The following is a 13,765-nucleotide window of genomic DNA, read 5'->3' as shown; positions in this document are numbered from 1 at the left end:
ACCCCCGGACGGAGTCTGGGGGAGGGTCGGCGGGAGCGGCCCGCGCCGGACCGCTCCCCCGCCCACTGTGCGCCGGTCGCCGGCGGGGCCGGGCGAGACGCGCCACCGGGGGCGCCGGGTTTCAGCCCTGCGGCGGCGGGGGCAGGCTGTCGACGTCCCGCCGGGCCTCGTCCTGGAGCTGCACCCGGGCCTCGGTGCGGTGCCCGCGCGCGATGTAGTCCCGTACGACGGCCTCCACGGCGTCCTGCGGCGACCCGACCCCGGCGAGGACCATCACCTCCACCACGAGTTCTGCGTCGAGGCTGATGCTGACCTTTGCCACGGGCACTCCCTCCGTCGTCGTGCGAGGGACTCTAGCGGCAGCGGGCGCGCTACGCCGGGGTGTTGGGGCGCAGGGTCCAGACGACGATCATCTCGCCCGTCACGGCCTCGTCCTCGCGCTGGATGGCGATGGTGACGGGGAACTCGGGGCGGCCGCCCGCGTCGAGTTCGGCGACGACCTCCGCGGCGGGGCGGCCGAGGGTGGCGGTGGCGGTGACGACGCCCTTGGCGAGCTTCTTGTAGCCGATCTCGGCCTTCACCGCGAGGGGCACGGCGCGCGAGAGCTGGTCGCCGAAGGCCGCCAGGACGATGGCGCCGCTCGCCGACTCGGCGAGGGTGAACATGGCGCCGGCGTGCGGGCCGCCGACGTGGTTGTGGTAGTCGGGCTGGTCCGGGAGCCGGACGACCGCGCGCTCGGGGGTGGTCTCCAGGAACTGGAGGTTCAGGGTCCGGGCCATCGGCACCGTCGCGGCGAGCAGTTCGCCCACGTTCATCTGATCTGCGCTCATGAAAGGCGATGTTACCCACGAGTAGACACGATTGGCCAGACCCGGCACAGGGGGCGGCCGTGACCCGTGGAGGCCGCTCCCACTATCGTTACCGGCCATGTGGCCAGGACAGCAGCAGCCGCCCGGGGGCGATCAGAACCCTCAAGGCGCACAACAGAACCCGTACGCCCAGCAGCCGGGGCAGCCGAACCCCTATCAGCAGCAGCCCGGTTACGGATATCCGCAGCAGCCGGGGTACCCCCAGCCCCCGACCGTGGTCCCCGGCCAGCAGTGGGGACAGCCCCAGCAGCCCCCGCAGGCCCCCCAGGCGCCGCAGGGCCCGGGCGGCGGCGGGAGCCGCTACCAGACCAAGACCGTGGCGATCGTCGCGGCGGCCGCTGTCATCGTGGCGGCCGCCGCCACCGGAGCGTTCGTCCTCACACGGGACGACAAGAAGACGGACGAGGCCGACAACAAGCCCGTCGCGACCTCCTCCGCACCCGCTTCCAGCGAGCCCGCCCCGGCCGGCAGCAGCGCGAACCCGCGAGCCGACGGCGATGCCAAGCCGGTGATCCCGGGCTGGAAGGTCGTCGTCAACCCGACCCACGGCACCGCCTTCGACGTCCCGCCCGAGTGGAACGTGCTCGGCTCCGGCACCTCCATCGCCTTCGAGGACAAGGCGAAGGCGGACGGCTCCCCCTTCGTCGTGATGTCCGCACCGGCCTTGCTCAAGGAGGACTGGTGCAAGGTCGACTCCAACAAGGACGGCCGCGAGGAGACCACGTCGCTGGCCGGCACCGGCACCAAGGGCGGTCAGGGCGCGAAGGACACCGCTCAGCTCTCGCGCAACGCGGCCGGCAGCTGGGCGTACGCCGCGTACGGGCAGCCGAAGCCCCAGGAGGTCGTCAAGATCTCCGAGTCGAAGGAGTACACCACTCTTTCGGGACTCAAGGGCCACGTGGCCACGGCGACCGTGAGCGGCCTGCCGAAGGCGACCAAGTGCGACTCCGACGGCAAGAGCATCGCCTTCAGCTTCAGGAACGCCAAGGGTGACTTCGCCAGCTGGGTCCTCTACGGCGCCGCCGGCGTACCCGGCGAGGTCTCCCAGGAGACCTACGAGAAGATCCTGAGCTCGGTCCGCCTCAGCGGGAGCTGATCTTCCGTTCCCCGCCCCCGGGCCGACAATCCGTTTGGATTCCCGGCCCGGGGCGGACATAGTCCCGTGGTGAGCCCTTCCCGTACCGCCTCCTCCCGTACGCCCGCACGCCGCCGCCGGCCCGAGTGGGCGGGCCGCAACTACGCGCTGCTGACGAGCGCGGCGGTGGTCACGAACCTCGGCAGTCACGGAGCGCTCATCGCGGCCGCGTACGCGGTGATCGAGGCCGGCGGATCCACCGGGGACGTCGGCCTCGTCGCCGCCGCCCGTACGCTGCCGCTCGTCCTCTTCCTGCTCATCGGCGGCGCGATCGCCGACCGGCTGCCGCGCCACCGCGTGATGGTCGCGGCCAACGCCCTGAACGGCGTCTCGCAGGCCGTCTTCGCCTTCCTCGTCCTCACCGGGGAACCCCGGCTGTGGCAGATGATGCTGCTGACCGCCCTGTGCGGCACGGGCACCGCCTTCTTCAACCCGGCGGCCGAGGGCATGCTGCTGTCCACCGTCTCCGGCGAACACGCCAACCGCGCCTTCGCACTGTTCCGCATGGCGATGAACGGCGCGGGCATCGGTGGCGCGGCCCTCGGCGGGGCGATGATCGCCGCGCTCGGACCGGGCTGGGTCCTGGCGGTCGACGCGGTCGCCTTCGCCATCGCGGGCGCTCTGCGCGCCTTCCTGGACGTCGCGCCCAAGCCGGACCGGGCCCCCGGCGGCGGCATGCTGGCCGATCTGCGCGAGGGCTGGGTGGAGGTCCGCACCCGCCCCTGGCTGTGGAGCATCGTGCTCCAGTTCTCCGTGGTCGTGGCCGTCGTGGGCGCCGCGGAGGCGGTCTACGGTCCCCTGGTCGCCCGGGACCGGCTCGGCGGCCCGGCGCCGTGGGGCCTGGCACTGGCCTTGTTCGGGGTGGGGACCATCGCCGGGGCGGTCCTGATGATGACGTGGAAGCCGCGCAGGCTGCTGCTGACCGGCACCCTGTGCGTGTTCCCGCTGGCGCTGCCGTCGGCCGGGCTGGCCGTACCGCTGCCGGTGTGGGGGCTGTGCGCGGTGATGTTCGTGAGCGGCGCGGCCATCGAGGTGTTCGGCGTGAACTGGATGACGAGCCTGCACCAGGAGATCCCGGAGGAGAAGTTCTCCCGGGTCTCCGCCTACGACTGGTTCGGCTCGGTGTCGATGGTCCCGCTGGCCACCGCGCTCGCGGGCCCGGCCGAATCGGCCTTCGGCCGCACCCAGGCCCTGTGGGGCTGCGCGACCCTGGTCGTCCTGGCCACCGCCCTGGTCCTCCTGATCCCGGACGTCCGCCGGCTGACGCGCCGCCCGGCCCCACCCATCACGTCCCCGCCCCCATCGGCCGAACCCAGCCCGTCCGCGAACGACCCCGCCGCCGCCAACTCCAGCCCCGCCGGCGTTTGATGCGCGGGGGTCCGGGGGCAGCGGCGCGGCAGCCGCCCCCTCACCCCAGGCTGAACGCACCCTCCGGCGGCTGCGGCGAAGCCACCGCCTCCGCATCGGCCACCGGAACCGCCCCGCGCAGCAGGCGGGCCAGCCCGTCCCCGAACTCCACCCTGGCGGGAAACGCGTCGCCCGCGCACAGCCGCGCCACCGGGGCGATCGGAAGCTCCCCGTCCGAGGCCAACAGCACCGCGTTCCCGAACCGCCGCCCCCGCAGCACCGCCGGCTCCGCGATCAGCGCCAGTTCCGCGAAGGCCTCCCCGAAGTTGGCCAGTTGGGCCCGCAGGAAGTCGAACGGCGCCCCGTCCGCCAGGTTCGCCACGTACAGCCCCCCGGGCCTCAGCACCCGCGCCGCCTCCCGCGCGTACTCCACGGAGGTCAGCTGCGCGGGCACCCGCGAGCCGCCGAACACGTCGGCCACCACCACGTCCGCGCTCCGTGCCGGCGCGGCCTCCAGCCAGGCCCGGGCGTCGGCGGCGTGGACCGTGATCCCGGCCCCCTCCGGCAGCGGCAGGTGCTCCGCGACCAGGTCCACCAGGCCCTCGTCGAACTCGACGACCGTCTGCCGGGAGCCCGCCCGGGTGGCCGCCGCGTAGCGCGGCAGGGTCATCGCGCCGCCGCCGAGGTGCAGGAGGTCCAGCCCCTGCCCCGGCACCGCCGCGCAGTCCAGGACGTGCGCGAGGCGACGGACGTACTCGAATTCCAGGTGCAGCGGGTCGTCGAGGTCCACGTACGACTGCGGCGCCCCATCGACGGTCAGCAGCCAGGCCCGCTCCCGGTCCACGTCCGGCATCAGCTTGGCGGTGCCCTGGCCCACTTCCCGGATCACCGGGATCTGTTCGTCGCTCACCCCACCATTGTCGGGCCGGGCTCAGCCCGACCAGACCGCGGCGGCTTCGTCGACGTGCTCCGCGGCCTGCGCCAGCCCGGCCCGGGCCGCCGGGTCCCGACGGGCGGGGTCCAGTACGTTGCGCCCGAAGGTCTTGCGGGCCGCCGCCGACGGGGTGATGACCAGCACCCGAGCACCCGCCTTCCGCAGCCGCCCGGCCTGCGCCGCGGGCGAGGGGACGAGCCCGGAGCCGAGCGCGATCGGCGCGACGATCACCACGCGCGCGTAGCCGGCCGCGAGGTCGGCGTTGGTGGCGGAGCGGACGCCGCCGTCGATGAACCGGCGTCCGCCGACCGTCACCGGCGGCCACACCCCGGGCACGGCGCAGCTCGCCGAGACGGCGTCGACGAGCCCGGCTCCGCTCGCCCGGTCGAAGTCGGCCGGCTCCCCGGTGTGCGCGTCCACTGCGGTGACCACGAACCGCCGCTCGGGCCATTCGTGGGAGACCAGCCGGGCGGCGAGTACCTTGCGCCGCTCGGCCTCCGCCTCCGTGGCGGCGGCCAGGGCCATCGCGCCGATCCGCTGCCGGTAGGCCGTGGAGTCGCGCGAGCGCACCATGGCGAGGGCGAACCGCGCCAGCACGCCCGCCCCGAGCTTCGCGGCCCGCTCCCCGTCGGCGTCGCCGAGCTGGCGCTCGTACAACTCCTGCGCGGAGAGGAGTCCGGAGGTGAGCTGGGCTCCGACCACCGAACCCGCCGAGGTGCCCACGACGAGGTCGGCGGTGGTGAGGTCGACGCCCGCACGGGCGAGCCCGTAGAGGATGCCGCACTCCCATCCGATGCCGGTCAGTCCGCCGCCGCCCAGCACCAGTGCCGTGTCGCCGCCCATCGCCGCCCGTCCCTCCGCTCATGCCTGTGGTGACGGCAGTCTGACGCAGCAGGTCCGCCGTCACCACACAAGGGTCCGGTTCGGCCGGACCCGGTCAGCCGGGCAGGGTCACCCGAGCACGGCCGTCACGGTGCCCGCGCCGACCGTCCGCCCGCCCTCGCGGATCGCGAAGCCGAGCCCGGACTCCAGCGGGACGTCCCGCCCGAGCTCGACGGTCATCGTGACCGTCTCCCCCGGCCGGGCGAGGCCCGCCTCGCCCAGGTCCACGTTCCCCACCACGTCGGCGGTGCGGATGTAGAACTGCGGCCGGTAGCCGGTGGCGACCGGCGTCGTACGGCCTCCCTCGCGCCCGGAGAGCACGTACACCCGCGCGGTGAAGCGGCGCTTCGGCGTCACGCTGCCGGGAGCCGCCACCACGTGCCCGCGGCGCACCCCGTCGCGGTGCACCCCGCGCAGCAGCAGCGCGACGTTGTCGCCGGCCTCGGCGGACTCCATCGGCTTGCCGAAGGTCTCCAGGCCGGTGACCACCGTCTCCACCGGCTCGCCGTCGCCGCCGAGCACGCTCACCCGGTCGCCGGTCCGTACGGTCCCCCGCTCGACGGCGCCGGTCACGACGGTGCCGCGCCCGGTGATCGTCAGCACGTTCTCCACCGGCAGCAGGAACGGCGCCTCCGTGTAGCGCACCGGCGTCGGCACGTACGTGTCCACCGCGTCCAGCAGCGCCTGGATCGCCCCGGTCCAGTGCGGGTCGCCCTCCAGTGCCCCGAGCCCGGAGACCCGTACGACCGGGGTGCCGTCGCCGCCGTAGCCGTGCGCGGTGAGCAGCTCCCGGACCTCCAGCTCGACCAGGTCGGTCAGCTCGGGGTCCCCCGCGTCGGCCTTGTTGAGGGCCACCACGATGTGGTCGACGCCGACCTGTCGGGCCAGGAGCACGTGCTCGGCGGTTTGCGGCATGACCCCGTCGAGGGCGGAGACGACGAGGATCGCCCCGTCGAGCTGGGCGGCGCCCGTCACCATGTTCTTGATGTAGTCGGCGTGCCCGGGCATGTCGACGTGGGCGTAGTGACGGGTGTCGGTCTCGTACTCGACGTGGGTGAGGTTGATGGTGATCCCTCGCCGGGCCTCCTCCGGGGCCCGGTCGATGCGGTCGAAGGGCACGAAGGACGCGCCCCCGCGCTCGGCGAGGACCTTGGTGATGGCGGCGGTGAGGGTGGTCTTGCCGTGGTCGACGTGACCCATGGTGCCGATGTTGAGGTGCGGCTTGGTCCGCACGAAGGCCGTCTTGGCCATGATGTCTTCCCGTGCTCGAAGCTGGAACGGGACCCCTGAACCGAGCCGACCCTCCCCCTGCGGGGTCCGCCGGACGATCCGGGAAGGGTCAGCTTCGTGCGCCGTCGAATGCGGCGAAGGGAAATGCCTCTGCGGGAACGGCAGCCTTCGGCGCGTCCGCGACTGCGGACGGTGCGTTGAGGAAGGCGTACCGGGACATGCCCCAGATCCTGCCGGACGGACTGCCGCCCGTCGAATGAATTAACGGCACGATCTCCGGCGAAGTGCCGTGCGCTCAGAGGTTCTTCAGTGCCTCGCGCACGGACAGCGGTGACAGGGAGCCGCGTTCGGCCTCGACGAAGGCGCGCACCGCGGCGGGATCCGTCTTGGCGTACTCGCGCAGGGCCCAGCCGATCGCCTTGCGCAGGAAGAAGTCGGGGTGCCCGGCCCGGCGGCGGCAGTAGGCGAAGAGCCGTTCGGCGTCGGTGGCGTCCTTGTGGCGGAGCTGGTGCAGGAGGGCGGTGCGGGCGAGCCAGATGTCCTCGTCCCCGATCCACTCGTCCATGACGGCCGCGAGCGACGGGTCGGCGGCGACCAGCGGGCCGACGGTGTGCGCTGCCAGCAGGTCGACGGTGTCCCACCAGGGGACGGTGACGATCAGGTGCCGGACCACGGGCAGGAAGCCGGAGGAGCAGCGGGAGACGTTGCGGCGCAGGTAGTCGACGGCGAAGTAGTGGTACTCGCGCTCCGGGAGGCGCCAGCAGCCGAGGGCGAGCGCCGCGCAGTCGGACTCCGACGGCCCCGGGGTGCCCTTGGTCACCGCTTTCGACAGTTCGCGGCGCAGCGGGGTGGGGATGCCGAGGAAGGGCGCGACGTCCTTCATGTACGCCGTCATGGTCGCGGCCCGCACGGGGTCGGCGGCCTGCGCGTAGGCGCCGGTCAGCCGTTCCAGGAGGGTGTCCGCGAGGGCGCTGCGGGGAACCCTCGGAGGTCGCCGGTCGTTCGACAGCATGAGGCACAGATTACGGCGCGGCGCCCGGGTGGTCGGTTAGTCTCCCGGAATGTCCCTCCTCCTCACGCCGTGGGCCCGGCTGTCGCTGCTCGTCGTGCTGCTCGTGGCGGCCGGCGTGTGCGTGCTGCTGTACGAGCCTCAGCGCCTGCTCTCGGAGGGCTGGCCGCCGGGTCTCCCCGTGGCCACGGGGGTGGCGCTCTTCGCGGCCGCGTACGGGGTGTGCGCGGCGGCCTTCGTCCCGCGTCCCCTGCTGAACCTCGCCGCCGGAGCCGTCTTCGGCACCCAGGCGGGCCTGGTCGCGGCGGTCGCCGGCACGGTCCTCGGCGCGGGCATCGCCTTCGGCCTCGGCCGGGTGCTGGGCCAGGAGGCGCTGCGTCCGCTGCTGCGCGGGCGCTGGCTGCGGACGGCCGACGGCCAGCTCAGCCGGCACGGCTTCCGCTCGATGCTCGCCGTCCGGCTCTTCCCCGGGGTGCCCTTCGCGGTGGCCAACTACTGCGCGGCGGTCTCCCGCTGCGGCTGGACCCCGTTCCTCCTCGCAACGACGCTCGGGGTCGTCCCCAACACCGCGGCGTACGTGATCGCGGGCGCCAGCGCCTCCTCGCCCGGATCGCCCGCCTTCCTCGTCTCGTTCGGCTTCATCGTGGTCTCCGTGGTGGCCGCCGGAGCGGTCGCCTGGCGCAAGCGGCACCGTCTGGCACCGCCCCTGAGCGAGGGTGCGGCGTACGAGCCGGCGCCCCAGCACCCCCCAGTGGTCATGACCGCTCCACACGGGCCCTAGCATCGGGGGCGAACTGCCCGACGATCACAAGGACGAGCGCACCCCGACATGAGCTGGTTCGAATCACTAATCCTCGGTCTCGTCCAGGGGCTTACGGAGTTTCTCCCGATCTCCTCCAGCGCCCACCTGCGGCTGACCGCGGCGTTCGCCGGCTGGCACGACCCGGGAGCGGCCTTCACCGCCATCACGCAGATCGGCACCGAGGCCGCCGTACTGATCTACTTCCGCAAGGACATCGCGCGGATCGTCTCCACCTGGTTCCGCTCGCTCTACACCAAGTCGCTGCGCTCCGAGCAGGACGCCAAGATGGGCTGGCTGGTGATCGTCGGATCGATCCCGATCGGTGTCCTCGGCCTCGCCTTCAAGGACCAGATCGAGGGCCCGTTCCGCGACCTGCGGCTGACCGCCACCACCCTGATCGTGATGGGCATCGTCCTCGGCGTCGCGGACCGGCTGGCCGCGCGTGACGAGGAGGGCGGGCGGCACCGCGCCATCCGCGAGCGCAAGACGCTGCGGGAGCTCGGCGTCAAGGACGGCCTGATCTTCGGCCTCTGCCAGGCGATGGCCCTGATCCCGGGCGTCTCCCGCTCCGGTGCCACGCTCTCCGGCGGTCTGTTCCTGGGCTTCACCCGCGAGGCGGCGGCCCGTTACTCCTTCCTCCTCGCCATCCCGGCCGTGCTGGCCTCCGGTCTCTTCGAGATCAAGGACGTGATCGAGACCCCGGGCCACATCACCTGGGGCCCGACGATCTTCGCCACGGTCATCGCCTTCTTCGTCGGCTACGCGGTCATCGCATGGTTCATGAAGTTCATCTCGAACAAGAGCTTCATGCCCTTCGTGATCTACCGGGTCCTGCTGGGCATCGTCCTGTTCATCCTGGTCTGGGCCGGTGTACTGAGCCCGCACGCCGGCGAGTCCGCCGGATAGTCGTACCGGCAGGGGTGCCGCCGCGCACCCCGCCTCACCGCTTCGCGTGAACCGCAGGCCGCTCGGGAACGTTCCCGGGCGGCCTGCGCGTCGTTGTGCCTGGAGAGGCTCGAAGGCAAGCAGCAGGGGGTGTCCCATGGGTCGAGTGGTGCTGGAGCGGTTCCCGGCCGGAAGTCCGCGGGGGAGCTGGCCCGCGGAGGAGTACGCGGCGCAGCGCCTGCGGGAGGGGGTGCAGGCCGAGGTGGTGATGGACCTGGACAGCGATGCCTTCCTCGTCGTGGTCCGCCAGCGGGAGGCGCATTCCGGTCACTGATCGCCCGTCGCGGAGATCCCGTCGGCGCACGACCCTTGGCCTTGCGGCCCGCCGCCCCCACACTGTCCCGATGACTCAGCGTGTGGACCTCGCGACGGTGATGGACCGGTTGGCGATCGACGAGGTGGTCTCGGGGTACGCGGTGGCCGTCGACGACGGCGACTGGGAGGGGTACCGGGCCCTGTTCGCCCCGGCCGGGCGGGCGGACTACAGCTCGGCGGGCGGGATGGAGGGGCCTGCCGGGGAGGTGGCCGACTGGCTCGCGGAGACGATGAAGCTCTTCCCCGTGCGCCAGCACCTCATCGTGAACCGGCTGATCCGGCTGGAGGACTCGGGCGGTTCGCCCGGCGACAGCGCCGAGGTGCGCGCGGACTTCCTCAATCCGATGCGGCTCGCCGGGGAGGAGTTCGACGGGACGGTGACCGCGCCGAACTTCGTCGCCGCCGGGCGCTACACCTTCGCTCTCGCCCGCACCCACGACGGCTGGCGGCTGACCCGGGTCACCGTGCACGAGAAGTGGCGGCACATCTCCGCCTGACTGCCACACTGGAAGCGGAGGCGCCCCATGATCTCGGCACGGAACGGGTGGTCCCCCCGGTCTCTCCCCCGGTCGTTTCCGCGGTGGTCCTCCGGGTGGCGCGCGGCGGCCGCGGTCGGCGCCGGTGCGCTGCCCGCCCTCGCCTTCCCCGCCCCCGCGCTCTGGTGGTTCGCGTACGTCGCCCTGGTGCCCTGGATGCTGCTGCTGAGGTCGGCCCCCACCGGCCGGCGGGCGGCGCTGGAGGGCTGGTTCGGCGGCGCCGGGTTCATCGTGGCCGTCCACCACTGGCTGCTGCCCAGCCTGCACGTCTTCCTGGTGTTGATCGCGGTGCTGCTGGGCGTCCTGTGGATCCCCTGGGCGCTGCTGGTGCGGGAGTTGTTCGGCGGGCAGCCCGCGGCTGGGCGTGCGGCCGCGGGGCTGGTCCTCGTACCGGCCGGGTGGCTGCTGTCGGAGCTGGTCCGGTCCTGGCAGGGGCTGGGCGGGCCGTGGGGGCTGCTGGGGGCGAGCCAGTGGCAGGTGCCGCCCGCGCTGCGGTTGGCCTCGGTGGGCGGGGTGTGGCTGGTGAGCCTGCTGGTGGTGGCGGTGAACTGCGCGCTGGTGTTGCTGATCGCGGTGCCGGGGGCCCGGATCCCGGCGGTGGCCGGGGTGGCGGGGTGCGCGGTGCTGACGGGGGCGGTGTGGCTGTGGGTGCCGCGGCCCGAGGTGTCGGGCCGGCTGCGCGTGGCCGTCGTACAGCCCGGGCTGGTCCCGGACGGGCCGGACAGCGCCGAGCGGCGGTTCGCGGCCGGGGAGCGGCTCACGCGGACGACGGCCGGGCAGCGGCCGGACCTGGTGGTGTGGGGCGAGAGCAGCGTCGGCGCGGACCTGGCGGCCCGGCCCGACCTGGCCCGGCGGCTCGCGGCCCTCTCGGCGCAGGTCGGGGCTCCGCTGCTGGTCAATGTGGACGCGCGCGGGCAGGACCGGCCCGGCATCTACAAGTCCTCGGTGCTCGTGGGGCCCGAGGGGCCGACGGGCGCCCGCTACGACAAGATGCGGCTGGTCCCCTTCGGGGAGTACGTGCCCGCCCGCTCGCTGCTCGGCTGGGCCACCTCGGTGGGCCGGGCCGCCGGGGAGGACCGGATGCGCGGCCGGGCACCGGTGGTCATGGACCTTCCCGGGGGCGTCCGCGTCGGGCCGCTGGTGTGCTTCGAATCGGCCTTCCCCGACATGAGCCGGCGCCTCACCCTGGACGGGGCGTCCCTGCTCGTCGCCCAGTCGTCGACCTCCACCTTCCAGAACAGCTGGGCCCCGGCGCAGCACGCCTCGCTCGCCGCGCTGCGGGCCGCGGAGGACGGCCGCCCGATGGTGCACGCCACCCTCACCGGCATCAGCGTGGTCCACGGCCCCTCCGGTGAGCGGATCGGCCCGGCGCTGCCCACCTCGGCGAGCACGGCGCGGGTGTACGAGGTCCCGCTGGCCACGGGCACGACCCTGTACGTCCGCTTCGGGGACTGGGCGGTGTACGCGGCCGTCGCGGCGCTCGCGGCGTACTGCGCGGTGCTGGTCGCGCGTGCGTTCAGGAGGCCTGCTCCAGAGCCGAGTTCACCACCCGCTCGCACAGCTCGTGGGTGAGGAGCGCGTCGCGCGCGCTGAGCGTCCTCCCGGTCTCCACGGCCTCCAGGAAGTGGTCCACCACCTGCTCGATGCCGCGCTGGCGGGCGACGGACACCCAGTCCCCGCGGCGCCGGACGGTCGGCTGGCCCTTGTGGTCGATGACCTCCGCGAGGTTGACGACCTGGCGCTTGGTGTCCTGCCCCGACACTTCGAGGATCTCCTCGGTGGAACCGGAGAGCCGGTTCATGATCCCGAGCGCGGTGAACCCGGCGCCGGACATCTGGAGGACCACCTGGGACATCAGCCCCTCGCGCACCACGGCCCTGACGTCGACCCGGTCGGCCTCGCCGGGCAGCAGGAAGCGCAGGGTGTCGACGACGTGGATGAAGTCGTCCAGCACCATCGTGCGCGGGTCCTCGGGCAGCCCGACCCGGTTCTTCTGCATGACGATCAGATCGCGCGCGTGCTCGGCGCACAGGACGTAGCCGGGCGCGTGACGGCGGTTGAAGCCGACGGCCAGGGACACCCCGCGCTCCTCGGCCAGTTCCACGAGCCGTGCCGAATCGGCGAGTTCATAGGCGAGCGGCTTGTCGACGTAGGTCGCGACGCCCGCCTCCAGAAGGCGCTCGACGATCTCGGGGTGCGCGGTGGTCGGCGCGTGCACGAACGCCGCGTCGAGGCCCTCGGCGAGCAGCGCGTCGATGTCGGAGTGCCGGTGCGCGGCCGGGACGTGGTGGATCGCGCCGACCCGCTCCAGGGTCTCGGGGGTGCGCGTCTGCAGGTGCAGTTCGATTCCCGGGCGGGTGGTGAGCACGGGCAGGTACGCCTTCTGCGCGATGTCGCCGAGTCCGATGCAGCCGACCTTCACCGGGCGCCTCCTGGTGTGTTCCTTGTGGGATGCCTGCAGCTTAGGGCCTGCCCCGCGGGCCGGATGGGCCCGGGAGGAGGCGGGCCGGGAGAAGACGGGCCCGGATCCCTGGTGGCGGCGGGCCCGTTCACCGAGGATGTCCCCCATGCCGATCACCTCCGGATCCCATCGCGAAGAGCCCTCCACGACCGCCGACGAGCGGGAGACGCTGGACGGCTGGCTCGACTACCAGCGCTCCACCCTCGCCTGGAAGTGCGAGGGGCTCGACGAGGAGCAGTTGCGCAGTACTCCGCTCGCCCCGTCCGGACTGAGCCTGCTGGGTCTCGTACGGCATCTGGCCGAGGTGGAGCGGTACTGGTTCCGGGAGATCATGCTGGGCGAGGACCTCCCCGAGCTGTACGTCACCGAGGAGGACGCGGACGGCGACTTCCACTTCACCGGCGCGGACACCTGGGCCGAGGCCGAGCGGGTGTGGCGGACGGAGATCGGGCTGGCCCGAAAGGCCGCCGCGGGCCGCTCGCTCGACCTGCGCTCGCGGCCGGAGAGCCACCACCGCGGCGAGGTGTTCAGCCTGCGCTGGGTGTACACCCACATGATCGAGGAGTACGCGCGCCACAACGGCCACGCGGATCTGCTGCGCGAGCACATCGACGGCGCCACGGGCGAGTAGGCGCCTGCCGGCGGACCGGGGTCGGTTGGCCCGTGCCCCGTCACCCGTGCGGGGTGAATATGGCCTCCGGGTTTCCCAACACGGTGCCCGCCCGAGCAGAGTTGCGCGAGTGCATCCAACCCGAACCACGACAACGCTGCTGCTCGGAGTCGCCTGCGCCGTCTCGGCCGTCTCCGGCTGTGTGAAGGTGGGCCCCGCGCCCGTGACCCCGGCCGTCGGCCCCTCCGCGGGTCCGGCGCCGCACCACGAGCCGCGCGGCGGGCCCGGAGCCTCCCCGGTGGTCGTCCAGGCGCCCGCGCTGGAGGCGCTCAAGGCGGCCCCCGGGCCTGCCGCGCCGTCTGCGGCTTCCGCACCCGCCGGCGCCCCGGCGGCTCCGCAGCGGAGCGCCCAGGCGCCGCCGCCGGTCCCGGACATCCCCGAGCCGCGCAAGCCCGCCGAGGCCGCACGGGGGGACGGACACGGGGGCGGCGGGCACCCGGGGCCCGCGCGGTCCGACGCGAAGGCGGAACGGGAGCTGATGCGGGAACTGCCGGTGCGGCCGGCCGACGTGTGCGCGCTCGGCCGCCGGCACGGTCACTGGCGCCCGGACAGCCCGGAGTCCCGCATCTGCGAGGGCGTCCACGGCGGCTGAGGGCCCTGCGAGGAGGACTGGTCCACGGGGACGGTTCG

General features: G+C 73.5%; 16 protein-coding genes. 9 read left to right on the top strand and 7 right to left on the bottom strand.

Features of this window, described 5'->3' with window-relative positions; genetic code table 11:
* Window positions 1-121 precede the first annotated feature (121 nt).
* Window positions 122-322: a DUF2191 domain-containing protein gene (locus tag ACIQ5Y_RS13770; RefSeq protein ID WP_403879333.1), complete on the bottom strand. Its 201-nt coding sequence runs from the start codon at window positions 320-322 to the stop codon at window positions 122-124.
* Between the two features lie 49 nt (window positions 323-371).
* The gene (locus ACIQ5Y_RS13765) at window positions 372-830 is read right to left on the bottom strand and encodes a DUF4442 domain-containing protein (RefSeq protein ID WP_403879331.1); all 459 of its coding nucleotides are present in this window, start codon (window positions 828-830) and stop codon (window positions 372-374) included.
* Window positions 831-927: 97 nt separating this feature from the next.
* Between ACIQ5Y_RS13765 and ACIQ5Y_RS13760 the strand changes: the two genes are divergently transcribed.
* Window positions 928-1,965 carry a hypothetical protein gene (locus ACIQ5Y_RS13760; protein ID WP_403879329.1) on the top strand — a complete coding sequence of 346 codons (1,038 nt, stop codon included), beginning with the start codon at window positions 928-930 and terminating at the stop codon, window positions 1,963-1,965.
* Between the two features lie 69 nt (window positions 1,966-2,034).
* The gene (locus tag ACIQ5Y_RS13755; RefSeq protein ID WP_403879327.1) at window positions 2,035-3,372 is read left to right on the top strand and encodes an MFS transporter; all 1,338 of its coding nucleotides are present in this window, start codon (window positions 2,035-2,037) and stop codon (window positions 3,370-3,372) included.
* 40 nt (window positions 3,373-3,412) lie between these two features.
* Here ACIQ5Y_RS13755 and ACIQ5Y_RS13750 read toward each other — a convergent pair whose 3' ends face one another.
* The 4 genes from ACIQ5Y_RS13750 to ACIQ5Y_RS13735 all read right to left on the bottom strand — a co-directional run bounded on the left by ACIQ5Y_RS13750 (window position 3,413) and on the right by ACIQ5Y_RS13735 (window position 7,409).
* Window positions 3,413-4,204, bottom strand: a complete 792-nt coding sequence (locus ACIQ5Y_RS13750) for a spermidine synthase (protein ID WP_403879629.1) — start codon at window positions 4,202-4,204, stop codon at window positions 3,413-3,415.
* 78 nt (window positions 4,205-4,282) lie between these two features.
* Entirely contained in the window at window positions 4,283-5,128 is an 846-nt protein-coding gene (locus tag ACIQ5Y_RS13745) for a patatin-like phospholipase family protein (RefSeq protein ID WP_403879325.1), read from the bottom strand.
* 108 nt (window positions 5,129-5,236) lie between these two features.
* Entirely contained in the window at window positions 5,237-6,418 is a 1,182-nt protein-coding gene (gene tuf / locus ACIQ5Y_RS13740) for an elongation factor Tu (protein WP_403879323.1), read from the bottom strand.
* 274 nt (window positions 6,419-6,692) lie between these two features.
* The gene (locus ACIQ5Y_RS13735; RefSeq protein ID WP_403879321.1) at window positions 6,693-7,409 is read right to left on the bottom strand and encodes a DNA alkylation repair protein; all 717 of its coding nucleotides are present in this window, start codon (window positions 7,407-7,409) and stop codon (window positions 6,693-6,695) included.
* Between the two features lie 49 nt (window positions 7,410-7,458).
* Between ACIQ5Y_RS13735 and ACIQ5Y_RS13730 the strand changes: the two genes are divergently transcribed.
* The 5 genes from ACIQ5Y_RS13730 (at window position 7,459) to lnt (ending at window position 11,576) form a co-directional block, all read left to right on the top strand.
* Window positions 7,459-8,187: a TVP38/TMEM64 family protein gene (locus ACIQ5Y_RS13730; RefSeq protein ID WP_403879319.1), complete on the top strand. Its 729-nt coding sequence runs from the start codon at window positions 7,459-7,461 to the stop codon at window positions 8,185-8,187.
* Between the two features lie 48 nt (window positions 8,188-8,235).
* Window positions 8,236-9,114, top strand: coding sequence for an undecaprenyl-diphosphate phosphatase (locus ACIQ5Y_RS13725; RefSeq protein WP_403879317.1), 879 nt, complete (start codon window positions 8,236-8,238; stop codon window positions 9,112-9,114).
* 136 nt (window positions 9,115-9,250) lie between these two features.
* Complete coding sequence (locus tag ACIQ5Y_RS13720) at window positions 9,251-9,427, top strand: hypothetical protein (RefSeq protein ID WP_384581886.1); 177 nt, start codon at window positions 9,251-9,253, stop codon at window positions 9,425-9,427.
* Between the two features lie 70 nt (window positions 9,428-9,497).
* Window positions 9,498-9,965, top strand: a complete 468-nt coding sequence (locus ACIQ5Y_RS13715) for a nuclear transport factor 2 family protein (protein ID WP_403879315.1) — start codon at window positions 9,498-9,500, stop codon at window positions 9,963-9,965.
* Window positions 9,966-9,992: 27 nt separating this feature from the next.
* The gene (lnt, locus tag ACIQ5Y_RS13710; RefSeq protein ID WP_403879313.1) at window positions 9,993-11,576 is read left to right on the top strand and encodes an apolipoprotein N-acyltransferase; all 1,584 of its coding nucleotides are present in this window, start codon (window positions 9,993-9,995) and stop codon (window positions 11,574-11,576) included.
* Here the strand turns inward: lnt and ACIQ5Y_RS13705 are convergent.
* Window positions 11,521-12,426, bottom strand: a complete 906-nt coding sequence (locus ACIQ5Y_RS13705) for a Gfo/Idh/MocA family protein (protein WP_403879627.1) — start codon at window positions 12,424-12,426, stop codon at window positions 11,521-11,523. The genes lnt and ACIQ5Y_RS13705 overlap by 56 nt on opposite strands.
* A gap of 145 nt (window positions 12,427-12,571) precedes the next feature.
* On the opposite strand from ACIQ5Y_RS13705, the gene ACIQ5Y_RS13700 reads away from it, so the two are divergent.
* Window positions 12,572-13,096, top strand: coding sequence for a DinB family protein (locus ACIQ5Y_RS13700; protein ID WP_403879311.1), 525 nt, complete (start codon window positions 12,572-12,574; stop codon window positions 13,094-13,096).
* A 109-nt stretch (window positions 13,097-13,205) separates the two neighbouring features.
* Window positions 13,206-13,727 carry a hypothetical protein gene (locus ACIQ5Y_RS13695; RefSeq protein WP_403879309.1) on the top strand — a complete coding sequence of 174 codons (522 nt, stop codon included), beginning with the start codon at window positions 13,206-13,208 and terminating at the stop codon, window positions 13,725-13,727.
* Window positions 13,728-13,765: the final 38 nt, after the last annotated feature.

This window comes from Streptomyces sp. NPDC096339 (genome assembly GCF_044762985.1).
GTDB lineage: Bacteria > Actinomycetota > Actinomycetes > Streptomycetales > Streptomycetaceae > Streptomyces.
Note: the sequence above shows the minus strand (reverse complement) of the source record. Positions and strands in the feature narration are given on the sequence as shown.